The 25,717-nt window shown below is 41.2% G+C and carries 22 protein-coding genes; 13 read left to right on the forward strand and 9 right to left on the reverse strand.

Annotated features, from left to right (window positions below):
- Window positions 1-28 precede the first annotated feature (28 nt).
- The 3 genes from R7Q48_RS17570 to R7Q48_RS17580 all read left to right on the forward strand — a co-directional run bounded on the left by R7Q48_RS17570 (window position 29) and on the right by R7Q48_RS17580 (window position 2,921).
- Window positions 29-1,210 (forward strand): MFS transporter, encoded by a 1,182-nt coding sequence (locus R7Q48_RS17570; RefSeq protein WP_318132394.1) that lies wholly within the window; start codon window positions 29-31, stop codon window positions 1,208-1,210.
- 143 nt (window positions 1,211-1,353) lie between these two features.
- A complete protein-coding gene (locus R7Q48_RS17575; protein WP_042523849.1) occupies window positions 1,354-1,875 on the forward strand; it encodes a TetR/AcrR family transcriptional regulator in 522 nt (173 codons plus the stop codon).
- Window positions 1,872-2,921 (forward strand): alcohol dehydrogenase family protein, encoded by a 1,050-nt coding sequence (locus R7Q48_RS17580; protein WP_256903299.1) that lies wholly within the window; start codon window positions 1,872-1,874, stop codon window positions 2,919-2,921. The genes R7Q48_RS17575 and R7Q48_RS17580 overlap by 4 nt, the downstream gene beginning before the upstream one ends.
- 203 nt (window positions 2,922-3,124) lie before the next feature.
- Here R7Q48_RS17580 and R7Q48_RS17585 read toward each other — a convergent pair whose 3' ends face one another.
- Entirely contained in the window at window positions 3,125-4,036 is a 912-nt protein-coding gene (locus tag R7Q48_RS17585) for a GlxA family transcriptional regulator (protein ID WP_064353956.1), read from the reverse strand.
- Window positions 4,037-4,156: 120 nt separating this feature from the next.
- On the opposite strand from R7Q48_RS17585, the gene R7Q48_RS17590 reads away from it, so the two are divergent.
- Both R7Q48_RS17590 and R7Q48_RS17595 read left to right on the forward strand, forming a co-directional pair.
- The gene (locus tag R7Q48_RS17590; protein WP_005377333.1) at window positions 4,157-4,675 is read left to right on the forward strand and encodes a cysteine hydrolase family protein; all 519 of its coding nucleotides are present in this window, start codon (window positions 4,157-4,159) and stop codon (window positions 4,673-4,675) included.
- 120 nt (window positions 4,676-4,795) lie between these two features.
- A complete protein-coding gene (locus tag R7Q48_RS17595; RefSeq protein WP_005388903.1) occupies window positions 4,796-5,557 on the forward strand; it encodes a transporter substrate-binding domain-containing protein in 762 nt (253 codons plus the stop codon).
- Window positions 5,558-5,655: 98 nt separating this feature from the next.
- Here R7Q48_RS17595 and R7Q48_RS17600 read toward each other — a convergent pair whose 3' ends face one another.
- Window positions 5,656-6,729 (reverse strand): permease, encoded by a 1,074-nt coding sequence (locus R7Q48_RS17600; RefSeq protein WP_250155405.1) that lies wholly within the window; start codon window positions 6,727-6,729, stop codon window positions 5,656-5,658.
- Between the two features lie 345 nt (window positions 6,730-7,074).
- Here R7Q48_RS17600 and R7Q48_RS17605 point away from each other — a divergent pair, with 345 nt between their 5' ends.
- The gene (locus R7Q48_RS17605) at window positions 7,075-8,067 is read left to right on the forward strand and encodes a zinc-binding dehydrogenase (protein WP_213894411.1); all 993 of its coding nucleotides are present in this window, start codon (window positions 7,075-7,077) and stop codon (window positions 8,065-8,067) included.
- A gap of 147 nt (window positions 8,068-8,214) precedes the next feature.
- Here the strand turns inward: R7Q48_RS17605 and R7Q48_RS17610 are convergent, their stop codons facing one another.
- The 4 genes from R7Q48_RS17610 to R7Q48_RS17625 form a co-directional block, all read right to left on the reverse strand.
- Window positions 8,215-9,117, reverse strand: a complete 903-nt coding sequence (locus tag R7Q48_RS17610) for a homocysteine S-methyltransferase family protein (RefSeq protein ID WP_213894409.1) — start codon at window positions 9,115-9,117, stop codon at window positions 8,215-8,217.
- Window positions 9,118-9,393: 276 nt separating this feature from the next.
- Window positions 9,394-10,128 (reverse strand): amino acid ABC transporter ATP-binding protein, encoded by a 735-nt coding sequence (locus tag R7Q48_RS17615; RefSeq protein ID WP_213894407.1) that lies wholly within the window; start codon window positions 10,126-10,128, stop codon window positions 9,394-9,396.
- Window positions 10,129-10,142: 14 nt separating this feature from the next.
- Window positions 10,143-11,090, reverse strand: coding sequence for an amino acid ABC transporter permease (locus tag R7Q48_RS17620; RefSeq protein WP_256903298.1), 948 nt, complete (start codon window positions 11,088-11,090; stop codon window positions 10,143-10,145).
- Window positions 11,091-11,225: 135 nt separating this feature from the next.
- Entirely contained in the window at window positions 11,226-12,014 is a 789-nt protein-coding gene (locus R7Q48_RS17625; protein WP_005377324.1) for a transporter substrate-binding domain-containing protein, read from the reverse strand.
- 461 nt (window positions 12,015-12,475) lie between these two features.
- On the opposite strand from R7Q48_RS17625, the gene R7Q48_RS17630 reads away from it, so the two are divergent.
- On the forward strand, window positions 12,476-12,820 hold the full coding sequence (locus tag R7Q48_RS17630) for a DUF3316 domain-containing protein (RefSeq protein WP_256903297.1): 345 nt from the start codon (window positions 12,476-12,478) through the stop codon (window positions 12,818-12,820).
- 611 nt (window positions 12,821-13,431) lie between these two features.
- On the opposite strand, the gene R7Q48_RS17635 is transcribed toward R7Q48_RS17630, so the two are convergent.
- Both R7Q48_RS17635 and R7Q48_RS17640 read right to left on the reverse strand, forming a co-directional pair.
- Complete coding sequence (locus tag R7Q48_RS17635; RefSeq protein ID WP_005377322.1) at window positions 13,432-14,406, reverse strand: porin; 975 nt, start codon at window positions 14,404-14,406, stop codon at window positions 13,432-13,434.
- 140 nt (window positions 14,407-14,546) lie between these two features.
- Entirely contained in the window at window positions 14,547-15,470 is a 924-nt protein-coding gene (locus R7Q48_RS17640; protein ID WP_005377321.1) for a LysR family transcriptional regulator, read from the reverse strand.
- 378 nt (window positions 15,471-15,848) lie between these two features.
- Between R7Q48_RS17640 and R7Q48_RS17645 the strand changes: the two genes are divergently transcribed.
- The 3 genes from R7Q48_RS17645 to R7Q48_RS17655 all read left to right on the forward strand — a co-directional run bounded on the left by R7Q48_RS17645 (window position 15,849) and on the right by R7Q48_RS17655 (window position 21,246).
- Window positions 15,849-17,018 (forward strand): efflux RND transporter periplasmic adaptor subunit, encoded by a 1,170-nt coding sequence (locus tag R7Q48_RS17645; protein ID WP_130546099.1) that lies wholly within the window; start codon window positions 15,849-15,851, stop codon window positions 17,016-17,018.
- A gap of 12 nt (window positions 17,019-17,030) precedes the next feature.
- On the forward strand, window positions 17,031-20,171 hold the full coding sequence (locus tag R7Q48_RS17650) for an efflux RND transporter permease subunit (RefSeq protein ID WP_005377311.1): 3,141 nt from the start codon (window positions 17,031-17,033) through the stop codon (window positions 20,169-20,171).
- Window positions 20,172-20,316: 145 nt separating this feature from the next.
- Window positions 20,317-21,246 (forward strand): LysR family transcriptional regulator, encoded by a 930-nt coding sequence (locus R7Q48_RS17655; protein ID WP_025768139.1) that lies wholly within the window; start codon window positions 20,317-20,319, stop codon window positions 21,244-21,246.
- 1,234 nt (window positions 21,247-22,480) lie between these two features.
- Here the strand turns inward: R7Q48_RS17655 and R7Q48_RS17660 are convergent.
- The gene (locus tag R7Q48_RS17660) at window positions 22,481-23,380 is read right to left on the reverse strand and encodes a LysR family transcriptional regulator (RefSeq protein WP_137282042.1); all 900 of its coding nucleotides are present in this window, start codon (window positions 23,378-23,380) and stop codon (window positions 22,481-22,483) included.
- A gap of 112 nt (window positions 23,381-23,492) precedes the next feature.
- Here R7Q48_RS17660 and eamB point away from each other — a divergent pair, with 112 nt between their 5' ends.
- The 3 genes from eamB to queC all read left to right on the forward strand — a co-directional run bounded on the left by eamB (window position 23,493) and on the right by queC (window position 25,447).
- Window positions 23,493-24,077 carry a cysteine/O-acetylserine transporter gene (eamB, locus tag R7Q48_RS17665; RefSeq protein ID WP_047102681.1) on the forward strand — a complete coding sequence of 195 codons (585 nt, stop codon included), beginning with the start codon at window positions 23,493-23,495 and terminating at the stop codon, window positions 24,075-24,077.
- A gap of 307 nt (window positions 24,078-24,384) precedes the next feature.
- Window positions 24,385-24,723, forward strand: a complete 339-nt coding sequence (locus R7Q48_RS17670) for a helix-turn-helix domain-containing protein (protein ID WP_005388200.1) — start codon at window positions 24,385-24,387, stop codon at window positions 24,721-24,723.
- Window positions 24,724-24,790: 67 nt separating this feature from the next.
- Window positions 24,791-25,447, forward strand: coding sequence for a 7-cyano-7-deazaguanine synthase QueC (queC, locus tag R7Q48_RS17675; protein WP_005377298.1), 657 nt, complete (start codon window positions 24,791-24,793; stop codon window positions 25,445-25,447).
- Window positions 25,448-25,717: the final 270 nt, after the last annotated feature.

Consider the following 25,717-nt stretch of genomic DNA (forward strand, 5'->3'; position numbering starts at 1 on the left):
TATTCAATGATTATAAGAGAGAGTTGTTATGCCTTTAGCTTTACTTGCATTGACGCTGAGCGCCTTTGCTATTGGAACCACGGAGTTTGTAATTGTCGGTCTGATACCGACTATGGCCTCCGACCTCAACGTATCATTACCTTCAGCGGGTCTTTTAGTTAGCCTTTACGCACTTGGTGTTGCGGTTGGTGCTCCCGTTTTAACAGCGCTGACTGGTAACTGGAAAAGAAAGTACGTTCTGCTTTCTGTTATGGCACTGTTTGTTCTTGGCAATCTGTTAGCCTGGCAAGCACCTGGATACAACACACTAGTTACAGCAAGGATACTGACCGGACTTGCACACGGTGTGTTCTTTTCGATCGGCTCGACTATCGCCACTGGCCTAGTGTCAAAAGAAAAAGCCGCTAGCGCAATTGCTATTATGTTTACCGGTCTCACCGTAGCTCTAGTGACGGGCGTGCCACTTGGCACCTGGATTGGCCAGACATTTGGTTGGCAGGCAACCTTCCTAATCGTCGCGATCCTTGGAATCATCGCACTGATAGGAAGCGCTCTGCTAGTGCCGAGTAATCTGAAACAACCACCAGCAACCAAGCTGTCATCGCAAGTAAAAGTCTTGACTCAACCTCGTCTACTTTTGGTGTACGCAATCACCGCGCTCGGTTACGGTGGTACGTTCACAGCTTTCACTTACTTGGCTCCTATTTTGGAAGAAGTTTCGGGGTTTGGCTCTAGCGCTATCAGCCTAATTATGTTGGTTTATGGTGTATCAGTCGCATTCGGCAACATCTGGGGCGGAAAGATGGCCGACTCTATGGGGCCAATCAAAGCTCTGACAGCGATTTTCTCGGGCCTAATTGTGGTATTGCTCGTGTTTAGTGTCACAGCATTTAATCCAACTTCTGCAGTAGTGACCATTCTTGTCTGGGGTGCCTTTGCCTTTGGTAACGTTCCAGGACTTCAAGTTTATGTTGTCAAACTAGCAGAGAAACATTCACCTGATGCAGTCGACGTCGCTTCTGGTCTCAACATTGCTGCATTTAACGTAGGTATTGCACTGGGTTCTTGGGGCGGTGGCCTTATCGTGGCCAATGCTGGGCTGATGCACACACCTTGGATTGGCGCGATCGTAGTATTAGGTGCTCTACTACTAACCCGTTTCAGCGGAATGCTAGACAAGCGTGGAGAGCAGCACGCAACGGCACACTGATTCACGTTCCGAATCGATAAAAATCACTTAAATTAGCCCGGCATTACGTCGGGCTTTCAATACAGAGTTTAAATACACCATTGACTGAGGTAGAAAGTTTATTCTACCCTTAGGTAAAACAAACGTTCTACCTGGTGTATCAAATAGTGAAAGAAAAAATCGCAGCAAGCCTAGAAAAAGCATTCAGTCAGTATGGCTTCGCCGAGCCTAGCGTACCCCAACTCAAAAACGCCTGCGAAGTCAGCCTGAGAACCCTGTACAAATACTACCCCTCCAAGGAAGCGATGATTGTTGCAGCTCTCGAGCATCGCCATCAAAGGTATTTGAGTTTTTTGCTCGAAGACGCCCCTGCCAATGGAACACCGGCTGTATTACACCTATTCACTCGCCTCGAGGATTGGATGAAGGAGTTTGCACCGAATGGCTGCATGTCCATCAATGCATTAGCAGCCTATCCAGAAAATCTATCGATTAATCAAGCAGTAAAACAACACAAATTGGCGGTCCGTCAGCTTATGCTCCAACTAAGTCAGCGAGAAGACCTCGCAACCACACTCTTCTTGTTACATGAAGGTTTATCCAACGCATGGCCGGTTCTCGGTCACGCTGCCTTTGCATCCGCTGAACACACTCTGCTAGAACTAATGAAGGAGAACAATCAATGACCACAATCCCGAAAGTAATGAAAGGCGTCCAACTTATCGGTCATGGTGGGCCAGATATGCTTCGTTACCGCGATGATATACCTGTGCCAGTCCCCTCGCCTGATGATGTATTGATCCAAGTAGCCGCCGCCGGAGTCAATAACACCGACATCAATACCCGAACAGCATGGTATTCTAAAAACGACGCCAATAGCATGGATGCAAGTTGGTCAGGAGACGCGCTATCTCTCCCTCGAATCCAAGGTGCCGATGTATGCGGTACCATCGTCGCTGTTGGTGAGAATATCTGCCCATCACGAATCGGTCAGCGTGTGCTTATCGAACCATGTATTACGCGCTTCAACAGTCAAGCACTTAGCTCGCCTTGGTACTTCGGTTCAGAATGTGATGGTGGCTTTGCTCAGTTCACTGTTGTTGACAGTGAACATGCATATGCAGTGAATAGTAGTTTATCGGATATCGACTTGGCCTCCTTCCCTTGTTCTTATTCAACTGCCGAGAACATGCTTGTCCGCTCTAATGTCACAGCGAGCGATACCGTACTGATTTCAGGGGCATCCGGCGGTGTTGGCTCTGCCGCAATCCAACTGGCGAAGGCGCGTGGAGCATACGTCATTGCTATCGCCAGCCCAGAAAAGAAAGAACAGATCACTGCATTAGGAGCAAACCAAGTTATCCCTCGCGATGCAAATTTAACGGCGACTCTCGGAGAAAACAGCGTTGACGTGGTGATTGATCTGGTCGCAGGAGAGCAGTGGCCACAATTTCTTCAGATACTAAAACCAGGATCAAGATACGCTGTTTCCGGCGCCATAGGCGGCCCAATTGTCGAGCTGGATGTAAGAACTCTTTACCTTAAAGACCTAGCGTTATTTGGTTGTACCGTTTTGGCACCAGAAGTATTCGGTAACTTGGTTCGCTATATCGAACAGAACGCAATTCGCCCCTTAGTCGCGGAGTCATTTCCCTTAAACCAGATAGGTCAAGCGCAAGAAGTATTTTCACGCAAGCAACATACTGGGAAACTGGTTTTGGAAATCACATAGCGTTTCGATTAACAGCGGCCTATACAAGTCGTTGTAATTTGAGAACACTTTAAGCATCCTAAAAAGTTCTCAATACTTAGAAGATCGCTACGGTTGGCTTAGCTTGTTATCCCTTTTCATCACGCTAAGCCAGCTTGTAAAAATATGCGTGTTTGCTTCTGAGTTATAAATGTTTAATACCAACATTATCTTACTTCTGGCGTTCATGAACAGAACCGAGATCTGAACGACTTCGGTGTTAAACCTACGATCCTATTAAATATTTTCCTGAACGCGCTCACATCTTGGTAACCCACTCTAAATGATATTGCGTCAAATGTTAGGGTTGTCGACTCAAGTAAATCACAAGCTTTTTGTACTCTTAAGCTTTGTATGTATTGGTTAACATTGAAACCTGTCGCCTTTTTAAAGCGTCGCTGCAATGTCCTTTCTGTTAAACAACTCAACTCTGCAAGCTCTTTATTGCTCAGTTTTCCTTGATAATGATCGTTTATATAGTGCTGTAGTTGAACAATTACCTCATCACCATGTTGGAAGTTTGGGGTAAACTGTTGATAAAAGCGTTGCTCTCTCGGACCAGTATCAATAACCAACATTTTGCCTAACAGGCGCATTACTGCCGGTGACGCAAATAAGGAAACCAGCTCCAAACCTAAATCCACCCATGACATCATACCCCCAGCCGTAATGATCGTTCCTTCGTTAATAAGGATGGCTTCTTGTCTTACGTGGATATCGGGAAACTGACTCGCTAATGAAGGAGCCAAGCCCCAGTGTGTCGTACAAGACTTATTGGTCAACAACTGGGTTTGAGCAAGAATAAAAGTACCGGCGCAGGCGGAGGCTAAAATCGCACCTTTACTATATTGGACATTTAACCAGTCGAGTAGCTCTGGCTCTGGTTCTAAGTAATATTGACCACTGCCGCTGGGCGGAATCATTACCGCTGTTTTCACATCGAAGTGCGTGTTTGGCCAGTGATCCAATATCTCTACTTCAAAGTGCACATCAACGCCCAATTTAGCCGCAGCACGGTTTGCCATCTCGAAGAGTTCGCTTAAACCATATACGGAGGCTTGCGAGCTATCTGGGTAATTAACGAGTGCTATTTTCATTTTCAATTATCTTCAAGTGTCGCTTTTTGACTCTTTTGTGTCATTTTAGACTCTAAAGAAGGTGGCTAAAAGTCTTTATATTATTCGTACCGCAATGATCCTCAATAAAAGGAAAATAAAATGACTCAAAAAGCCCTACTTGTAATTGATTTGCAAAACGACTATTTCCCGGAAGGAAAGTTTCCTTTATGGAATACAGAATCGACTTTAGACAATGTTAAGAGAGCAATAACTAAAGCCAATGAGCAAAACATTCCTGTGATTCATATTCAGCATATTGCCGACCCTGCCATGGGTATTGCCCCATTCTTCAATGAAGGCAGCGACGGTGCCAATATTCACCCAGAAGTTCTTGCTTTAGCGCCGAATTCCGAAATCGTGGTAAAGCACTTCGCAGATAGCTTTGAAGGAACACGTTTAGAAGAAGTATTGGCAAGCAAAAATGTAACGGAGTTACTTGTATGCGGAATGATGACACAAAACTGCGTGACACATACTGCTATCTCAAAATCTGCGGACAAGTATGATGTTTCGATCTTAATGGATAGCTGTACCACGGTCGATGAAATGATTCACAACATTGCACTTCACGCTGTCTCAACGAGAGTTCCCCTCGTAACTATTGAAGATAAGCTGTAATACACGCAAAACCTTTCGCTCACACAATGCGGGCGAAAGGTCACACATATATGCACTTTCATTGATATTTGCTTACTTTGTGTTAAACATTGGTTTCCAAATAGTTACAAGGAAACGTTTATGAAATGGATAGTCGTATTGTTTATTAGCTTATTTTCAGTTTTCAGCCATGCGAAAGAGTGGAAACAAATTCGCTTCACTGTTGAAGGGGCTTACCCCCCATTTAGCTGGACGACAAAAGAGGGAAAGCTAGAAGGGTTTGAAGTCGACCTCGCTAACGCGTTATGCAAAGAGTTAGAAGTAAAGTGCGTTATCTCAAAAATGGATTGGGATGGCATCATCCCTTCTCTCCTTAGTCGCAAGAACGATGCGATTATTGCTGCAATGACAATCACAGAAGAACGAGAAAAGAAAGTCGATTTCACCGTCCCTTATGCAAAAGTACCGACTCGTTTTGTAATGAAAAATGATAGAGAAATCAACATGGATGACGGCAGCCTAAATCGTTTATCTATTGGAGTTCAAAGAGCCACAATTGGTGATAAGTACCTTTCTGCCTTGTATCCAGATATTGATATTCGTCGTTATGGTACGTTCGATGAGGCATTTACCGATCTACTCAATGGACGGTTAGATGCTGTATTTGGCGGCTCAATCGGTTTAAGTGCTGGTTTTCTTGAAACTGCACAAGGTGAAGGCTATCACTTTACTGGACCAGCGTTTACAGAGGAAAAGTGGTTCGGCCGTGGCATTGGCGTAGCAGTGAGAAAACAAGACAAAGAATTAAAAGCATTACTCGATAGCGGAATACAAAAATTGATCCAGAGCGGTAAGCATAAAACCATCGCCAGCAAGTATTTCTCCTATAGTATTTACGAGTAACCTCTTTATCTTTTTATTGCCTGCGCGGTATAGGAAACTTCCCTTTCCCTATATGGCGACAAAAACAGAGCCCTCGAGCAATCGCCCGAGGGTTATTTTTATAAAAAAGCCCACGTATATAAGTAACCCGCTCCCATGGCCATCGTTAAGATAACGATTAGGAAGGCAGCGATCATTTGGTTCTTAAAAATTGATTTCAACAAAATCACTTCTGTAAGACTTGCGCCAGCACTACCAATAATAAGCGCCATAACAGATCCAAGAGCCATACCTTTTTGTACTAGTGCCGCGCTAAGTGGAATGACCGCCTCTGCACGGATGTACAATGGAATACCAATGATTGCTGCGACCGGAATCGCGTACCACTTCGCTTCACCAGCGAACTCCGCAATGAACTCCGTCGGGATGAAGCCATAGATAAATGAACCAATCGCAATGCCCATCATGAGATAAGGGAACACTTGCTTAAAGTCTTTCCAAGTTGATTGCCAAATACGTGCCCAGCGGCTAGGTTCTTTCTCTTCCAAGACTGTCGCTGTTGCACTACCGTCTGATGAGCAGCAAGACACTTCCACTTTAGGTTCAGGTTTTGGTGCATCACCACAGCAAGATGTTTTCGCCGCAACTGGCGTAGGTTCATTGCAGGCGCTGGTACCACAGATTGATGCTGGTCTCGCTTCTTCTTTTTTCTTGCTTGAATCGCCACAAGAAGTACCGCACGAAGAAGAACCTACCGCTTGATATGCTTCTGGTTTGACGTAACGTTCAAACCCTAGTTTTTCAAGTACATAGCCTGCTACCACTGATACTGACATCGCAATAGCAAAGTAAAATACCGCAACTTTCCAACCAAAAGTCACCACAAACAAGCCAATAATCACTGGGTTAAGCAACGGGCTTGCAAATAGGAACACCATCATAGGTCCAAAACCTGCTCTTGCACGCAACAAGCCTTTTAAGAAAGGAATGGTCGAACACGAACAGAAAGGCGTAATCGAACCTAGCAACGCAGCAATGAAGTAACCTTTACCCTTTTTCGAGCTGAGAATAGATTGAATTTTTTCTGGCGTTAGAAAATCTTGCAACACACCGACAATGTAGCTAATTGCCAGAAATAAGATGATAAGTTCGGTTGCTAGAAACGCAAACATATCCAGCGCTTCTTTAGCCATAGTTATAATTTCTGTATTCACATTTACTCTCCTCGTCATTTTTCGCTAACAAGCTTACCTGATAGACAAGCCTTTATTTCGACATTTCTGGAATTATAGAGTCGCAAAACAAAAGATCAACAAAGTATTTCCATAAAAATGGAATAATAAAACTAGTCATTACTTATCATAAAGTTACATGTCGTTAGCTATGCAGACTGGTTGTCGATGATAATTTCAGAGCATCTCGAATCCTTTTTATCAAACATAACCTAAAATTATCAAAATAAGAAAAAACGATAATTATTGCAGCACCACGCTCTGAGCTAGTATGACTTTCGACCATTCTTAATAATGAGGAAACCTATGAGAGCGATAACTTACCAACGAGATAACGATACTTTCTCTTTATCCGAATTACCTACACCAAAACTAGAAACCCAATTTGATGTATTGGTTAAAGTTAACGCTGTTGGTTTGAACCCTGTCGATGCAAAAATTCATTATTGGTCAGACATGGTCACTAACATGGATAACAATTTTGTTGGCGGGTTAGACGTATCAGGAGAAATAGTCTCTGTAGGCGATGCGGTCGTTGATTGGAAGGTTGGCGATAAAGTGTTGTATCACGGAAACATGAGACGCCATCACGGTGGATTCGCTGAATTTGCTATCCATGATTCAAGAACGCTCATAAAGCACCCTCAGGTTTCAGTTGAAGTGGCAGCATCCACACCTTGCGCAGCCTGGACAGCATATCGCGCTTTGGTAGACAAGCTCGATATTTCAAATCGAAGCAGCATTTTTATCGCCGGAGGTGCTGGCGGCGTTGGAAGCTTTGCTATTCAGTTAGCAAAGACATTTGGTGTTGAACAGATCATTGCTACTAGTTCAGAAGCTAATCACGCATATTTGTCCTCGTTAGGAGCAACCCATATGATTGATTATCATCATGAAGATGTAGTTCAGCGAGTAATGGACATTACCGGAAATCATGGCGTTGAGGTTGCACTCGATTGTGTAGGCGGTGATAACGACCGAATTGCAGCCTCGGTGTTAACCTTTGAGGGAGAAATGGTGGAGCTCGTCAAGACTGTCGACCCTTCTCAATATCCAGATGCCTTCTTAAAAGGCTTGGGCTTCCACCAAATAAGTTTGGGCTCTGGTCATGTCTTTGGCGAGAGAGGGTTTGCAAGTATCGTTAATGCCGGAAAGGAAGTGTCTGAGCTATTAGAAAATGGAGAATTGGAAGTACCGAAACTGAAGGTCATCGGCTTAGAGGATGTAGGTAACGCACTCTTGGACATGCGAAATCAGAGAACAGTTGGAAAGATTGTCGTTAATCTGAACCAAAAATAATTAATAAAGATCTCGAGGCAAACTGGCAAAGTAATGAGCAAGTTAAAGCATCTTGTTACTTTGCCAGATACGAAAGACCTTTATTTTGTCTATAACGATGAATGAAAAACAAAACCTCTTGCCATACTTCCCTGCGCTTCACCAAAATTAGGCGTTTTCGAGAGTGTCTCTCCAAGTCGCTAGCAATTTAATATGACGTGGTTCAATCCCACAGCAACCACCAATAATGCTTGCTCCCTGCGCATGCCACTTTTTAGCATACTCAAGATATTCAGTCGGAGAGAAATGACGAACTTCCTGAATGGTCTCGTTGGCTTGGTGCGCTTGCTTTATCGGAGCAAAGCTATTTGCGAAAACACCTATCGTCAATTCTCTACCTGACTCACTCAATACTGCTTGTGTATCTATGATCGCTTGCTCGACAACTTCAGGAATAGAGCAATTGAAAAAGATACCTGAAACATTTGTTTTCAACAGCGTATTAACCGCGACTTTAAGAGATTCCCCTGAGCGAAGACGAGGCAAAGAGTTAGGCTCGTCCATTAAGGTGAAAGCAATATAATTGGGCTTATCTGTTTTGGCTAAAATTATTGATAGAACTTCAACTTCAGCGAGGCTAGACACGGTCTCAGCTAACCAAATATCAACATATTGATCTTGAGCTTCAAATAACTCAGAAGCCACTTCCAGTGCCCTTTTCGGCTCGAATAATTCAGGCCTGTAAGACCCCATTACAGGAGGAAGAGAGCCCGCAACGAGCACTCTATCGTTAGAGCTGGTGACTACATCTCTGGCAATTTTAGCTGCAGATTTTGCTAACTCAGTCCCCCGTTTTGCATAGAGTTCCTCGCCTAAGTGAAATGGGACACATGCATAACTGTTGACAGTGATAATCTCTGCGCCAGCGTCTATGAAATTCACATGGGCCATTTTTACATGTTGTGGTGATTCAATTAGCGCTTGTGCACTCCAAAGCGGCTGAGAAAAAGGGGCGCCAATACGTTTCAACTCTCGCCCCATGCCACCATCTAAAATTGTTACTTTCTTCATTTAGACATCCATACCGCCAAACATCCATAAGCTCTATTCAAACACAATTTTTATCAATTCAAAATGAAATTGTTATGTTTAAAGTGAACAAAAACTTAATGGCTGATTAAACACTCTAGTATTTACCAGACCTTTCATTCGGACCAAGCTAATGTTATCGCCATTAACTTCGAGTAAAAAGCCCATTATCTATGTCTCTCGGCGAGGCGAACGTTACGAGCCACAATAGTGCATGAAGTGATTGAGGGGCTAACCCTCAATCAAATTTTCTTTTTATTATAAGACCTTAGATAAAAATTTCTGCAATCTAGGATTGGAGGGGTTATCAAAAAATCGCTCAGGAGAGTCAGAAACCAAAAGCTCACCACCTTCCATAAACAACACCCTATCAGCGACCTCTTTTGCGAAACCCATTTCATGAGTAACCACGACCATGGTCATTCCGTCCTTGGCCAAATCTTTCATCACATCAAGAACTTCTCCAACCATTTCAGGGTCTAGTGCTGATGTGGGTTCATCAAACAACATAATGTTGGGCTTCATTGCTAACGCACGAGCGATTGCGACGCGCTGCTGCTGTCCACCTGATAAATGATTAGGATAATTATCCATTCTCTCCGACAGACCGACTTTATAAAGCAAATCTTTTGCTTCTTTCTTCACCGATTCAGGGTCACGTTTAGAAACCTTTAAAGGTGCTAACATGACGTTCTCTATCGCCGTTTTATGTGGAAAAAGGTTGAAGCCTTGAAATACCATGCCCACATCAGCGCGTAGTTTATTGATATCCGTAGATTTGTGGTACATATCGATACCATCTACGATTATAGACCCACTATTTATTGTCTCTAATTGATTGATCGTCCGTAAGAATGTTGACTTACCAGAACCTGACGGTCCTACGATGACAATCACTTCCCCTTTTTCTACATTTACCGATACCTCCTTGAGCGCATGGCAGCCATTAGGGTAAATTTTATTAATTGTTTTTGCTGAAATAATGTATTCCATTAATGACTCCACCATTAATCACTTGCTGCCAATTTCTTTTCTAACGTTTGTATTGCCCAAGATAAGGTACTAGTTAGAAGCAAATAAAGGGCCGCAACGGTAAACCAAACTTCAAATGGGGCAAAACTACCACTTACGACTTCCCTGCCCGCTTTTGTCAGATCAGTAATCGAAATCACGGAGACGAGTGAGGAATCTTTTATCAGGTTGATAAACTGCCCGGCTAAGGGAGGTAATGTCTGCTTAAACGCTTGAGGTAAAATGACATAAATCATCGCTTTGGGATAATTCATTCCTAGTGAACGCGCCGCTTCCATTTGTCCTCTTGGGATTGACTGGATTCCTGACCGCACAATTTCTGCGACATAAGCAGCGGTAAACACGGAGAGCGCTATCACTCCCGCAGTAAAACGCTCAAGGTCAAGCACAGTACCAATAAAGAAGTAAACGATAAAAATCTGTACTAAAAGAGGCGTTCCACGAATAACCTCGACATACACAAGCGCCAGCTTTTTTAATGCCGGATTGCTGGATATACGCATTAGTCCGACAACTAAGCCCAACGCTAGAGCAATGATAAGTGACCAGAGTGAGATTTTAATGGTCGTCACAACACCATCTAAAATTGGGCCAAAGCGCCACTCTTTTATAGTTGCTAAGGTATCTCCTTCAAAAATAAGATCACCTTCATAGACGTCCACAGACTTATATTGGCTTAGTTCAAGAACAATATCACCATGAATACTCTCCAGAGCCAGTTGGTTATTCTCGTCGAGAATGATGTTCCCATCGACAGGCGCGGTAATGGATGAAGCAGCGTTAGTGGCAATATAAGGAAGGACACGCTCCCAATTCCAGCTGTAATCGATTCGCTTACCTGACAGATAGACAAGACCGCAAATTGATAGCAAAACAAGAACAAAAACAGCGTTCCACAATAGGGATTTAAAGTTATTTTGCATGTGATTCCGAGAATGACTTTGATTAAAGTTGGTTGGGTATTTGAATAAAGAAAAGCGTTAGCTTCACAGCGCGAACCGTTTGGTTGGCGATGAACCGAGCCAGAAGCTAGCCGCTCCTCTACAATAACAAAATGATTACTTAACTTGCTTTAACCATTTATCGTCGTTAAACCACTTATCGTAAATGCGATCGTAAGTTCCATCGCCCTTAATTTGACGTAAATAGTTGTTTAAGAAGTTAAGCGTATCTGGATTTCCTTGCGGCACAGCCCAACCCAAAGGCTCGTAAGTAAACGGTTTAGCCAAGTGCATTAACTGCCCTTTGTTTTCCGCCACATAAATAGAGTTGTAAGGAAAGTCATAAACAAACGCATCTACCTTTCCGTTGGCAACCTCAAGTACCGCTTCAGACTGGGTTTCGTATAGATTTATCTTAGCTTTCGGAAGGTATCGTTTTACCGCTTGCTCACCCGTTGTCCCAAGCTTAGTTGCAACAACATATTCTGGACTATTGAGATCACGGTAACTAGACACTTTACCTTCATGTTTGAGATCTACGAGAATGGATTGGCCAATAACCACATAGGGATCAGCGAAATTCACCTGAGTATTTCGCATAGGTGTGATAGTCATCCCGCCCATAATCATGTGACACTTACCAGTCAACAGTGTTGGGATAATGCCATCCCATGAAGTGTTTACCGGCACAAACTTAACATCCATGGCACGCGCCATTTGCTTACCCAAATCGATATCAAACCCAATGTACTGCCCATTTTTTGCTGTCATTTCAAAAGGCATATACCCAGAATCAAAGCAGACTTTTAGCTCCCCTGTACTTTTGATGTCGTCTAAAATTGGGTCTGCATTAACCGTCGTCGAAACAGCTAACCCCAGTGCAGCAAAACACAATAACTTTTTCATGGATATTCCTTTATCATTTGTTGTAAAGTTTTTTTATACACGACAATAGAATAAAAAACCACAAATAATGACTTTTTAATCACTAGAATTTGTAGGATCGTTACTAAGCTGGAAGATCTGAATGAAAATCTATACCAAGCCATTGCAATTGAATTGCATGCATTAAGTGATTAAGTTGTAGGCAGGTCACTATAACGACAAGAAACATACGCTTTGACTGAATAGTCAGCGTTTCCGAGAGTGGTTTAATTATTAACGAAACCATACAGATATTCGCTTTTTCACATTGACCGTAATGTCAAAAGTGCTTGAGTTTTATTGTTGACAATTCTTCCATAGTCAATGGTCACAAATGTGATGTACAGCACATTTCTATAATGGCACTATCACCTTTGTCGAGAGATATTAACAAGGATTCGTTGGACATCTTGACTTTGTAATACAAATAAAAAGGTGACTATATGAAAAAACTAATGACGCTCTCATCACTATTATTATTCAGTTTATCTGCTACTGCTGGTATTCATGTCGAACACTCTACAAACAAAGTTGTTCTCAATGACTTTACGACAAAAGATGCCGCTTATAGCTCTGCGTTTGATCTTGCCGATGAATACCAAACGCTATCAAAACATGAACTTAGAAATCGTCTAAACATCATTGGAAGCGGTTTCCCTCGTGATATTGCAATCGATGATAGTAAGGTGAGAGTTGAAGAATACGCACTTAACCGTGATGAAGTTAAATATCGTGCAATCATAAACTTCGATTATCACTTCAGAACAAGTGACGGCGGTAAAAACTAAAAAATCATCTGCACCTTTACTTTCTTAGAGCCCTTCCTATTTTAAGAAAGTAAAGGTGTCTAATCACATTGAAACGACTGCTTTTCATAAATCGCTCTCTCCTTACATAAACAGTATCAATCCCTACCTCTATCGTTTACATAAAAATAATTTTTCCAATCTTCATTGAGATACATTTCGTCGTTTGGCGCTTTATCATTCACTTGGTTCGCCATATGGATTCCACATCACTTAAATGAAAAAGACCCTTGAAATTGAGTTCACTTTTTTATGAAGATTAACTCAATCTAAGATTGACAACTTTCGTTATATTTTTCTCGTTTATAGCAATATATAAAAAAACTCTTTTTGTTTTAATTAACCATAAAGCGTGAAAATAAAAAAAGGCAACAAGATACTTCTTGTTGCCAAAGAAAAAAATCATCATTCAAAAAATATGAAAATGAAAACTAGCAGTGGACTAGCTAACAAAGCCATTATATTCAAAACACTTAAACAAGTAACGATCAATATAATCCATTATATATGGATGAAAATCAGCACTTATAAAATTACACCGATAAATAAAAAAGCCTGAAAATAGTTTCAGGCTTTTTATATTTATTAATTTTTTAGAATGAATATCTCGCAGCTATTGCAAGAATATCGTCTTCATTGTCTACATCTGTAATTCTGTATTCTGCTAGTGCTTTAAAATTAGAAGTCAAATCGTACTCTGCACCTAGTGAGTAGTAATCGACGACGTCTTCATCATCACGCTCTAGATTGTTATAGCCAACTAGTGCCCAAAGCTTATCTGTTACTTCATAAGTGGCAACTGCTTCAATACCGGTGTAATCAATATTACTTTCAGAACCATCTTTAGCCCAGTTTTCACCATCACTGTATAAAACAGAGGCATAAAACTTGTCGTATTCAAATGCAATAGCACCCGTTAGCAGCTCTGCATCTTCTGCACCCGATTGCCCTTCACCTTCGTTGTAACCAAGCGCAACTTTGAAGCCATATGGCAACTTGTAGTCCGCCGCCGCACCATAAGAGGCTGCATCTGTTGACACTTCATCGTTTTCAGCCTGATAGCTAACATGAATATTCAAACCTTCATAGCTTGTCGTTAGCTTAAATACTGAATCGGAGCGACCGGTACCATATAGATCCGCACTTACACCAGCAGCTTCATTACCAAACTCCGGGAAAATATCCGTGTAGTCAGATACTAAAGTGACCGCACCGTATTGACGTCCATAACTTACTGTTCCGTAATCTGCACCAACTCCTACATAGCCTTTTCGGATATCAAATTCATCATCTTCAATCCCATCAGCATCTCTGCGATTAGACTTAAATTCCAACTCATATAAGCCGAAGGCATAAAGATCTTCATTTATTTTAGACTCACCTGAAAGTCCTACACGAATGTAGCTATTATCTCCGTCAGCATTTTTATCATCAGAGAAATAATACATCCCTTGCGCTCGGCCATGAATATTTAACACTGATTCTTGATCTTCATAAACTACGGCTGAATTTGCAGCACTTGCAGAGAAAAGTGCTGCGATTGCGATCGACGTTCTTGTCATTTTCATTTAATTACCACTACTTGTGTTGTTTGAATCGAGTGAAATTATGAACAGTGGCAATTATTTTTAAAGTGCAAATTCAACCATATTCTATGGATAAATATAAACAAGCCCTCAATCTAAAACATTATGTCCTAGTACTCATATTAGTTGAGATAATCCATCCAAACAGGAGGCGTCCCTATTATTTTTTGAACAGTATCAATGAACAGTTTGGCTAATGGTTGTTGATTTCGGTGAGTATACATTGCATATATTTCCCCTATTGCGGGAAGATTATAATCAGGAAGCAACTGTACAAGATCTTGTTTACTCAAACTCTCCTGAAGAAAGAACTGCCCTATTAAAGCATACCCTAGATCAGATTTTACGGCATCGAGCATTAACTCAGTTTCATTCACGAAGTACTGCCCGTTGATATTATACGTTCTAACGTCGCTTGATGACTGGCTTGGCGCTATACGTAGCTTATCCGCCTTAAAGTTAGCATTCGAGTATATTACTGCTGGCATTTTTATAAGCTCTTCTGGAGAGCTCGGAGTTCCATACTTGTCAATAAAACTCTTTGATGCAACCAGTGCCATATTATTGCTTGCCAACTTACGTACTATCATGTTGGACTCTCGGATTGGTCCGATACGAAACACAACGTCAAAACCTTCGTGGATAACATCGACTCGATTATCATCGAGCAGCAGCTCTACAGTAATGTTTGGGTACTGTTTTATAAACTCTTTAACTGCCTGATTTAAGTATGCTCTGCCAAAGAAAGTGGAGCTTGATATTTTCAAGTTACCCTTCGGTTCATCCTGAAATGTAGCAGCAATACTACGAGTTTCGGTTAGAACCTCTCTTACTTTCTTGGCTTGCGCCACCATCTCAACACCTGCATTGGTCAGGGATAGCGAACGCGTGGAACGGTTTAACAGCCGTAAGCCCAATTCATCCTCTAGCTTTTTGATCTGTTTTGACAAAGCTGAACGATCTATATGATTTCTGTCAGCAGCCTTAGCAAAAGTTCCGTATTCAGAGACATCCAGTAGTAATTCAAGTTGGCTTGCGAGATCCACTGCACAATTCCTTATTTAGTTTTTATTCTTTATGTGATGGGAAATGGATTTTACAAAATTAATTTCAATTTTTTATGGTTCAAATTGCATCAGTGAATTGCAAATAATGCACGAATTAAAAACGCTTTAATTTTCGTCGCTATCTTTATCTTCTGTTTAGTTATTCCTATTTATTATGGCTTATTACATTTAACAATACTCCACGTCTTTAAAACCCTAAACTGACCTTTTTCAAACCAAAAAGTGAGCATTTTGACCAATATTTAATCGTGCATTTTTATCACTACTCTATGTTCGATGAGGGCCTATTTACCCATAGGTACAATGAATACAATGCCGTTCCTTTTAGTATGAACAGAATCATTTAGGGCGCGACAAATGTTAAAGAAAGTTTTCGGCATTGGCCTTTTATCCGTTTTAGCTGCTTGTGCAGACGAAGAGATAACCAAACAACCTAATACTCCCTTACCTACGATAGACGTCTCCAAAGTCATCTATGAGCCCGTTCAATCGTGGTTCACCTTTACAACAAGGCTTCAAGCACCAGAGAAAGTTTCTTTAATGCCACGCGTTTCCGGAGTTATTGAAACGGTAGAGTTCAAAGACGGACAGAGTGTCAACAAAGGCGACTTACTCGTCACTCTTGATGATCGAACCTTCAAAGCTCAGGTCTCACGACTTGAAGCGCAAGTTAAGAGTGCTCGAGCTGCGCTAGAGCAAGCAGCAAACGAACAAAAGAGAGCCGCTCAACTTGTTAAGCGAAAGGCCATCTCAGCGGAACAAGCAGAGGCCCGAGATACCGCAGTAAAACAACGCTCTGCAGAACTAATGGCCTTGCGTGCTCAGTTAGAATCCGCAAAGTTAGATCTTGAGTTTACGAAGATATATGCCCCTATTAGCGGCACTATTTCAAGAGCATTCATTACTAAAGGAAACAATGTAAACGCAAATCAAAGCGTTATATCAAACATTGTCTCTAACGATCAGGTATATGCATACTTTGATGTCGATGAGCGAACTTGGAACCGTTACTTCTCGACAATCAATGCCGACTCTAACTTACCTACTCGTCTTGAACTATCTGGACAAAATGGGCAGGAATTTTTTGGACGCGTTGACTTTGTCGACAACTCCATCAACGAAAACACCGGTACTTTGCAGGTTCGAGCGGTATTCGATGCAACAAAATCAAACTTAAAAGTGGGATCGTTTGGCCGAGTTCAGATATCAACAACCAAACCAGTTGAACGAGTTCTCGTTCCAGAGCGTTCTATTGGCACAGATCTAGAAAACCGCTTTGTATTAACACTCAATGAAGAGAATACGTTGCAATACAGCATCGTAACCTTAGGCGAACGTTACGGAACATTTCGTGCTATCGAGAATGGCTTGAACGCCGACTCAATTATTGCGGTAAATGGCCCAGCAAAAGTTGGCCCAAATAGCAAAGTCAAACCAAAAAATGTCACGCTAGATATTAGCAATACTTCATTGATTATGGCTTCAAACTTAACATCGTTGCCAAACAAACGTTTAGCTCAAGACTAAGAAGACAACCGAATGAAATTTGCACACTTTTTTATTCAAAGACCCATATTTGCCTCTATGTTATCGCTATTGATATTAATAGTAGGCGCAATTTCACTTTTACAGTTGCCTGTGAGTGAATATCCAGAGGTTGTCCCTCCTACAGTCGTAGTTACAGCAAACTATCCTGGTGCGAACCCAAAAGTAATCGCAGAAACAGTTGCTACGCCTCTGGAGCAAGAAATTAATGGTACAGAAAACATGTTATATATGTTTTCGCAGGCAACCAGTGACGGCAGAATGACATTGACCGTAACCTTTGCTTTGGGTACGGACTTGGACAAAGCTCAGGTTCAAATTCAAAACCGCGTCACTACAGCTTTGCCTCGATTACCAGAAGCCGTCCAACGGTTAGGAGTTGTTGCCGAAAAAGCCTCTCCTGATCTCACCATGGTTGTGCATATATATTCTCCAGATTCTAGCCGTGAAGTCAGTTATTTAGCTAACTACGCTAATTTAAACTTGAAAGATGAGATAGCTCGGCTCGGAGGCGTTGGTGATGTGCGCCTTTTCGGTGGTGACGAGTACTCAATGCGCTTGTGGTTAAATCCAGATGAGCTCGCTTCTAGAAATCTAACCGTAATGGACGTTGTCTCCGCCGTCCGATCTCAAAACCAACAGGTGGCAGCAGGCTCATTAGGTGCGCAACCAGCCGCTAATGAAAACCAATTCCAAGTTTTGTTGAACGTAAAAGGCCGCTTGGAGAATATTGATGAATTCAACGACATTGTCGTAAAAGTTGACGAAACAGGGGCTTTGACACGTCTTAAAGACGTTGCACGCGTAGAGCTAGGTCAAAACTCTTATGCACTGCGCGCCTTGTTAAATGGTAAACCAGCGGTGGCGATGCCCGTATTCCAACGCCCTGGTGCTAATGCTATTGAGCTATCTAATCAGGTTCGTTCAACCATGGACCGTTTACAAGCAGCCTTTCCAGCTGGAGTTTCATATGAAATAGCCTACGACCCGACCGTCTTTGTTCGTGGTTCGATAGACGCGGTGGTTCATACTCTGCTAGAGGCAATTGTACTTGTTGTTGTCGTAGTTATTCTGTTTTTGCAAACATGGCGCGCGTCTATCATCCCTATCATTGCGGTGCCTGTTTCATTAATCGGTACGTTCGCTGTAATGCAAATGCTCGGAGTATCGATTAACACACTTTCGTTGTTTGGACTTGTTCTCGCCATAGGCATCGTCGTCGATGACGCCATTGTCGTCGTCGAAAACGTGGAACGGAACATCCATAATGGTCTTGCACCACTAGAAGCAACGAAACAAGCAATGACCGAAGTTACCGGGCCAATTATTGCAATTGCATTAGTGTTATGTGCGGTGTTTATCCCGACAACCTTTATTACAGGGTTATCCGGTCAGTTTTATAAGCAGTTCGCACTAACAATTACGATCTCGACGATTATTTCAGCAATTAACTCGTTGACGTTATCGCCTGCTTTATCAGCACTGCTATTACAAGATAAGAACGCAAAACCCGATCGGCTAACCAAACTCTTGGATGCGGTTTTTGGTAAGTATGTTTTTGCGCCATTCAATAGAATTTTTGAGTATAGCTCGAACCAATATCAAGCTCTGGTCAAGAAGCTGATTCGCTTTAGCCTTGTTGTTGTGGTGGTATACATTGCGTTACTCGGGGGAACGGTTTCTCTATTCAAAGCTGTTCCTGGAGGATTCATTCCTCAACAAGATAAGCAGTATTTAGTTGCGATCGCCCAACTTCCAGATGCAGCAAGTTTAGATCGAACAGAGTCCGTTATTAAAGAAATGGAAAACCTCGCGCTGGCAACACCTGGCGTAGCACAAACCATTTCTTTCCCAGGCTTATCGGTCAATGGTTTTACTAACAGTCCGAATAGTGGCATCGTTTTTGTTACGCTTGAGGACTTCGATAAACGAAATGATCCAACTCTCGGAGCAAATGCGATTGTTGCATCTTTGAATAAGAGCTTTTCAATCATTGATGAAGCCTTCGTTGCGATTTTTCCACCACCACCAATCCAAGGACTTGGCTCTACTGGCGGCTTTAAACTTCAAATCGAAGACCGTGCGAACAAGGGGTTTGATGAGCTCTTCAAGCAATTGAACTTGGTAATAAGTGAGGCATCAACAAGACCCGAGCTGATGGGATTATATTCCACATTTCGTATACAAGTGCCGCAGATGGACATCCAAATAGATCGTGAACAAGCGATGCTGCAAGGTGTTCCTCTAGAGCAGGTTTTTGATGCGCTTCAAGTTTATTTAGGATCATTATACGTCAATGACTTCAATATGTTTGGTAGAACATACAAAGTGAATGCCCAGGCAGACATGAACTATCGTCTCGAACCTGACCAAATACTTAACTACAAAGTAAGAAATGCTGCCGGACAAATGGTTCCTCTCGGCGCTGTACTGGAGATCATACCCACGATTGGGCCTGACCGCGTGATGCACTATAACGGCTACCCTAGTGCAGAACTAAACGGCAGTCCTGCTTTTGGTTACAGTTCTGACCAAGCCCAAACGGCTATTGAGGAAGTACTGGATCAAAACCTAGCAGAGGGAATGGTTTATGAATGGACTGATGTAACCTACCAGCAGATTTTGGCTGGTAACACGATGGTGTATATATTCCCACTTGTTGTTTTGTTAGTTTTCATGGTGCTAGCTTCGCAGTACGAGAGTTTAAAACTACCATTCGCTATCATTTTGATCGTTCCTATGACCATTTTTTCTGCACTAGCAGGTGTTTGGTTCATTGGTGGTGACAACAATATATTCACACAAATTGCTTTGATTGTCCTTGTGGCTCTAGCGTGTAAAAATGCCATCTTGATGGTGGAGTTCGCTAAAGAACTTAAAGACAATGGCCAAGATACCTTATCAGCGATTTTGGAAGCATGTCGTTTACGTCTTCGACCGATTCTAATGACATCAATTGCATTTACCGCTGGTGTTATTCCATTAATGATTGGTACAGGGGCCGGAGCGGAAATGCGACAAGCAATGGGTATTGCTGTATTCTCGGGTATGGTAGGCGTAACGGTATTTGGATTACTACTCACACCTGTTTTTTACATGTTAGTGAGTCGAAACAAAAAACGTCAAACACTATAACCATAATATAAATACTCATTTAAATTCATACTAAAGGGAGCTATTGCTCCCTTTTCTTTTGGTTATTAAGTATATTAATAATTTCTAGACAGAGCAGAAGTTATACATGAAACTAATACGCTAATATCTAACGTGGATAAACATTGTGGATTTAGCAAATAAACTACACCTGCTTTTAGAAGTCTCTAAAGCTGGATCTTTTGCAAAAGCAGCAGATGGGATGAATATCGACCGCTCTGTTTTGTCTAAACACATCAAGCAGTTAGAAGAGCACTTAGGCGTTAGGCTATTAAACAGAACGACTCGCTCTCTTTCATTAACACAAGTCGGCAAGCAAATAGTAGAAAAAGCAGACCAAATATCTCAACTCCTTGATGATACTCAACAAATAGCGGAGAACTTTCAGACTGAGCCTTCAGGGAAAGTACGAATTTCAAGCTCAACATTATTTGGAAAACTCTATCTACAACCTTCGATAGAGAAGTTTTTACATAAGTACCCAAAAGCAAGTGTTGAACTAATGCTAGATGATCTTCATGTAGACGTGATTAGAAGTAATTTTGATATTGCTTTTCGAATCGGACCTATGAGGGATTCATCAATGGTAGCAAGAAAATTAGCAAAAAATACGACTGCAATCATTGCTTCTCGAAATTTAATTGAAAAACATGGTAACCCAGAAACGCCTGATGAGTTAGTTAAGCTACCTTTTATTATTTATTCAAATGGTAATTTTATTGTCGATAAACTTAAATTCTACGACAAAGCAAAATCAGATGGTTTAGATACATACCCAATATCAGGGTCATACATGGTCAATGAAGCTGAGCTAATAATTGAAAGCGTAAAGTCAGGTCTGGGCGCAGCACTTATAGGTCAATTTATGCTCCCTAACAACCTAGAGTCTTCTAATTTAGTTCAACTTTTACCAGAATATGAAACTCAAGATTTTGGTGATATTTATGCCATGTACTCACACCGTCAGCAATCACCATTGGTTAGGGCATTCATTGATATCGTTCAAGAAGAAATTGGCATACCACCAATATGGGAAAAGCATTTCAATAAAAGCTAGGTGATTCTATTTAACCAAAAATTAACAGCAAATAAAACATCAAATAAAATCAATAAGTTAAAACAGGAATATTTAAGATTCATAGGAGTTTAATGTTAGGTGAATTAAGTTCCATTCTAAATGGCGCTTAATTCACTAAATATAAAACATTCTTGATTTATAATACTAACAAATCCATCACCTATACAAGTTACGATGTATATTAAAGAAAAACACACCTCGGTCACTAGTTTGTTAGTATATAAAATATCTTATCTTATTTTTTTGGTTATTTACACGTTAGCAACGATTTATTTTAGCGTACAAATGGACAAAAGCACATCGGAGAACTCTCTTATAGAAATGACTCAAATAGCATTTGTGCTTTTTTCATCGTTAATGTGTTTGTATAAATCTAAGGAATATCTTGAACTCAAACACATATTAGTAATAATGTCTTCATTTTTTATGGTTATATTCGTTAGAGAAATAGACTACCACATAGAGCAGTATTTCCCTCACGGTTCATGGAAGTATCCTGCTTGGATTATAATAGTCTCGGTCTGTTATTTTTGTTTTAATAATATAGTTAACATAAAAAATGAGGTAAAACTTTTCATTTCTCATTCTAGCTTCACGACATTAACGATTGGATTTTTTATTGTTTTCTTATTCTCACGATTTGCAGGGTATGGTGATTTTTGGGTCGAGTTCATGGGGAACTCATACAATAGAGACGTGAAAAACTTGGTTGAAGAAAGCTTAGAGTTACTAGGTTACGCGATACTTTTAAACGGTGTTTTACTTATTAAAGTAGAAAATCACTAAGTATAAATAAGAGTTCAGAGCTTGTAGTTCAAGCTTTGAACTTTTTTGGCTAAAAAAAAGCAGCAAATTATATTTGCTGCAAATGATGAAAAAAACAATATGCGTAAGTTAACTTCCTAGCAATGGATGCGTTAACGAGTTAATAATAACGAACCGTAACAATTAAGTCTCGTTGAAAATAATCCATAAAGAATGGCATTTATTACACTGTTAATTATGTAACCTTATCTAATCTAGTTATCACACGCCGTCGTTTTTATATCTTATCTCTTTCCGTCAATAAATAGCTCTTCACATCAGATCCCATTTATCATCCCACAACAGTCGGATTCACAACAAAGCAATAAAAATCAATAAATTAGAAGTAGCCACTTAAAAAGTAAAAAGGAGTAAAAACGAAACTATGTCAGATAGAACATATTAAAGATCACCGGCTCTGAGTAGAAAACCGTTCATACTCGTTACGCATACAATCAATAAAGACTTCCATCGCCGGCGTCACACACTTCCCAGCATGATAAGCACAAAGTGGCTTGATCATCTGTGAAAATTCGGTGAACTCAAGCTCTTGTAAACTGCCCTCTTGCAACTCTTTTTCAACCGTAAAACGAGGTAAATAAGAGATACCAATATTACTCTCAACGCAGTTTTTGATCGTATTAATACTGCTAAGTTCGATCATGTTGTCGATGCTAATATCACGCTCCTGAATAATGCTCTCAAACATCTGTCGAAAAAGGCACTTAGGGCCATTGCTTATAAACCCTAAATCAATATGTTGCTCTCTCTTCTTTAAATCTAGCCCTTTTAAAAGCGGTGAAGCAACCAATACCAGTGGCTCGTGCTCAAACTCGTGGACCTTGAGCGTATCGTCATTACCAACTCGATAAAACACACCTAAATCAGCTTTATCCGCTATCAACTCATCTCGAATCTGATAGCAATTTTGTGATTGCAGAGAGAGTCGAACATTGGGCGCTCTGATCCTGAACTCTTTTAAAACATTAGCCATCTTATAAGCAAGTTGAGTCTCAGCAACCAGCACTTTCAATTCACCGGTCGGCTCCGAGTTTTCTTGCTGTGCTGTTCCCTCAATATTTTCCATCACTCGCGCCAGTTCATAGACGTAAGGCAGTATCTTTTCTCCTGCTTGAGTCAAAACCATCTTACGCCCTATTTTTTCGAACAGCTGCAAAGACAGATCTTGTTCCAACTGCTTGATTTGAAAGGTGACGGTTGATTGCGTGCAATAAAGCTTCTGTGACGCTTTTAGAAACGATCCTTCTTCAACAATAGCTTTAAAAGTAAGAAAGCGTTTTAGATTCATGACTAGACTCCACAACCAACAGTTCAATAAATTAAAAGTCTAAGTTTTAATTTATTCGATTTTTTAATCAATTGTAGCGAAGTATAGTGCAGTAAAAACAGGAGAGATAGAGATGACCGCCATCTACACCGCATTTTTTACTTACGTAATCATTACTTCAATTACACCAGGGCCAAACAACATTTTATCGCTCAGCATCGCGACGCAATATGGACTAAAACGCTCAACAAAAGTGATTTCGGGGATGTTTTGTGGCTATGTTGTTTTGATGCTACTTTGTGGCGCTTTCACGTATAACATGATCAGCCTCTTGCCCGTGATTACACCTTGGCTAACATGGATTGGAGCAGCTTATATTGTTTGGTTGGCTTGGGGGCTTGCTACGAGTGAGATCAAAACTTCACCGGATAATTCTAAAGGTATCAGTTTCTTAACAGGTTTCGGTTTGCAGTTCGTTAATGTGAAAATCATTCTTTATGGAATTACCTCTATCTCTACGTTCGTACTGCCCCACACTCAGAATATCTACTGGATCTTAGCGACTAGCCTCATTCTTGCTTTGATCGCACTTCTTAGCAACGTAGTCTGGGCCGTTGCAGGAAAGCTACTTCAATCGCAATTCCAAAGATATGGCAAAGTCATCAATATGAGCTTAGCAGCAGCTCTGATCTATTGTGCGACACAGTTATTTACTTAAGTATATAGTTGATCATCAAGAACAATATTGCTCTTCAACTTAGACGACTACGTTTATGTGAAGAGCAAATTCTGCTCTACAAATCGCTGCGGTTTCTCGTGCCTTACTCGCTCCTCCCACTGCTTCATACGGCAGTTTTTGAAGAAGTAGATTCAACGTCACTTAATCAACCTAAAGATACGAAATCTTGTTTAGCTATACATACACGGCCTTGGCGACCTCGGCAATAACTAAGTATTACTTAGTATACACAAATCAGAAAAACTAAGATAATCTTAGTCATCCAAGTCCTTCGTATGAACATTAAGTGTTGTTTAATAATCCACTCCCAGCCCGCCTTAAGCATGCGCGTAAACAAGCGAATCTGTCCCAAAAAGCACTGGGCATCCGTATCGGCATGGATGATAGTTCTGCAAGTGCAAGGATGAATCAATACGAAAGGGAGCGCCATACTCCCGACGTAAAAACGCTCAAACTTATCGCAGATGAGCTAAACGTGCCTCTAAACTATTTTTTTTGTGAAGATGAAATCACCGCTGAACTTGCTGTGAATCTCCACAAGCTGTCAAATGATGACAAGCAAAGAGTGCTTGAGAGCACAGCCCAGCTGATTGCGGACGCAATCGCCACGAAGTCGAGTACGTAATTGGGATTAAACGCCTAAGAATACGTATCAATACCAAAGAATCAAAGAGCATAACTAAGGGTTCAACATGGCTACAACAAAAGCACTTGTGGTTTTTTCCGGTGGGCAGGACTCTACGACCTGCTTAATCGATGCATTAAATACATATGATGAAGTTCATGCTATAACGTTTGATTATGGCCAGCGTCATTCAGATGAAATAGATATCGCTATCGAATTAGGTAAGCAACTTAACATCAAAAGCCACAAAGTCCTGGATGTAAAATCAATTAATGAGTTAGCGATAAGCTCGCTGACAAGAGACAACATTCCGGTATCTAATGACTTAAGCGACGCTAACGTACCCAATACATTCGTTCCAGGGAGAAACATTCTCTTTCTTACTTACGCATGTATCCATGCTTACCAGCTTGGCATTCAAGACATCATTACGGGAGTCTGCGAAACAGACTTTAGTGGTTACCCTGACTGCCGAGACAACTTTATTCGCTCTCTAAATCTCTCTTGCAATTTAGGTATGGATAAAGCCTTCAACATTAAGACTCCTTTAATGTGGCTTACTAAAGCCGAGACCTGGGCTCTAGCTGATAAGCACAATATGTTGGAGTTTGTCCAAAACAATACTTTAACATGTTACAACGGAATCGTTGGTAAAGGCTGTGGTGAATGCCCAGCGTGCCTACTGCGACAAAGCGGCTTAGAAGAATACTTAGCGAGCAAATAGTCTTTGTTAGCGGTAATAGCGCTGGGATAAAACCTTTTGCGTTAGCTTCTAAACGTTTTATCTCAGCGTGAAACTCCAGCCAACAGAGCTTCATTTTGATGCCGCCAGATTGGTGGCATCAATTAAATGCGAAACGATTGTCGAACCAAAGATAGCACCACACCACAGCAGCCAACACTGCTTAGCTTTTACAACGCTATAAATTGTTTAGATACATCGACAATGATTCCATAGCAAAGCTACCAACTGCATTACTCGCGAAACCGGGAT

It is taken from the genome of Vibrio sp. 378 (assembly GCF_033339435.1).

Bases quoted from the DNA above. Each gene is read 5' to 3' on its own strand.
- R7Q48_RS17570 (WP_318132394.1), top strand. From the start codon at position 29: ATGCCTTTAGCTTTACTTGCATTGACGCTGAGCGCCTTTGCTATTGGA.
- R7Q48_RS17580 (WP_256903299.1), top strand. From the start codon at position 1,872: ATGACCACAATCCCGAAAGTAATGAAAGGCGTCCAACTTATCGGTCAT.
- R7Q48_RS17585 (WP_064353956.1), bottom strand. From the start codon at position 4,036: ATGAAAATAGCACTCGTTAATTACCCAGATAGCTCGCAAGCCTCCGTA.
- R7Q48_RS17590 (WP_005377333.1), top strand. From the start codon at position 4,157: ATGACTCAAAAAGCCCTACTTGTAATTGATTTGCAAAACGACTATTTC.
- R7Q48_RS17595 (WP_005388903.1), top strand. From the start codon at position 4,796: ATGAAATGGATAGTCGTATTGTTTATTAGCTTATTTTCAGTTTTCAGC.
- R7Q48_RS17600 (WP_250155405.1), bottom strand. From the start codon at position 6,729: ATGGCTAAAGAAGCGCTGGATATGTTTGCGTTTCTAGCAACCGAACTT.
- R7Q48_RS17605 (WP_213894411.1), top strand. From the start codon at position 7,075: ATGAGAGCGATAACTTACCAACGAGATAACGATACTTTCTCTTTATCC.
- R7Q48_RS17610 (WP_213894409.1), bottom strand. From the start codon at position 9,117: ATGAAGAAAGTAACAATTTTAGATGGTGGCATGGGGCGAGAGTTGAAA.
- R7Q48_RS17615 (WP_213894407.1), bottom strand. From the start codon at position 10,128: ATGGAATACATTATTTCAGCAAAAACAATTAATAAAATTTACCCTAAT.
- R7Q48_RS17620 (WP_256903298.1), bottom strand. From the start codon at position 11,090: ATGCAAAATAACTTTAAATCCCTATTGTGGAACGCTGTTTTTGTTCTT.
- R7Q48_RS17625 (WP_005377324.1), bottom strand. From the start codon at position 12,014: ATGAAAAAGTTATTGTGTTTTGCTGCACTGGGGTTAGCTGTTTCGACG.
- R7Q48_RS17630 (WP_256903297.1), top strand. From the start codon at position 12,476: ATGAAAAAACTAATGACGCTCTCATCACTATTATTATTCAGTTTATCT.
- R7Q48_RS17635 (WP_005377322.1), bottom strand. From the start codon at position 14,406: ATGAAAATGACAAGAACGTCGATCGCAATCGCAGCACTTTTCTCTGCA.
- R7Q48_RS17645 (WP_130546099.1), top strand. From the start codon at position 15,849: ATGTTAAAGAAAGTTTTCGGCATTGGCCTTTTATCCGTTTTAGCTGCT.
- R7Q48_RS17650 (WP_005377311.1), top strand. From the start codon at position 17,031: ATGAAATTTGCACACTTTTTTATTCAAAGACCCATATTTGCCTCTATG.
- R7Q48_RS17660 (WP_137282042.1), bottom strand. From the start codon at position 23,380: ATGAATCTAAAACGCTTTCTTACTTTTAAAGCTATTGTTGAAGAAGGA.
- eamB (WP_047102681.1), top strand. From the start codon at position 23,493: ATGACCGCCATCTACACCGCATTTTTTACTTACGTAATCATTACTTCA.
- queC (WP_005377298.1), top strand. From the start codon at position 24,791: ATGGCTACAACAAAAGCACTTGTGGTTTTTTCCGGTGGGCAGGACTCT.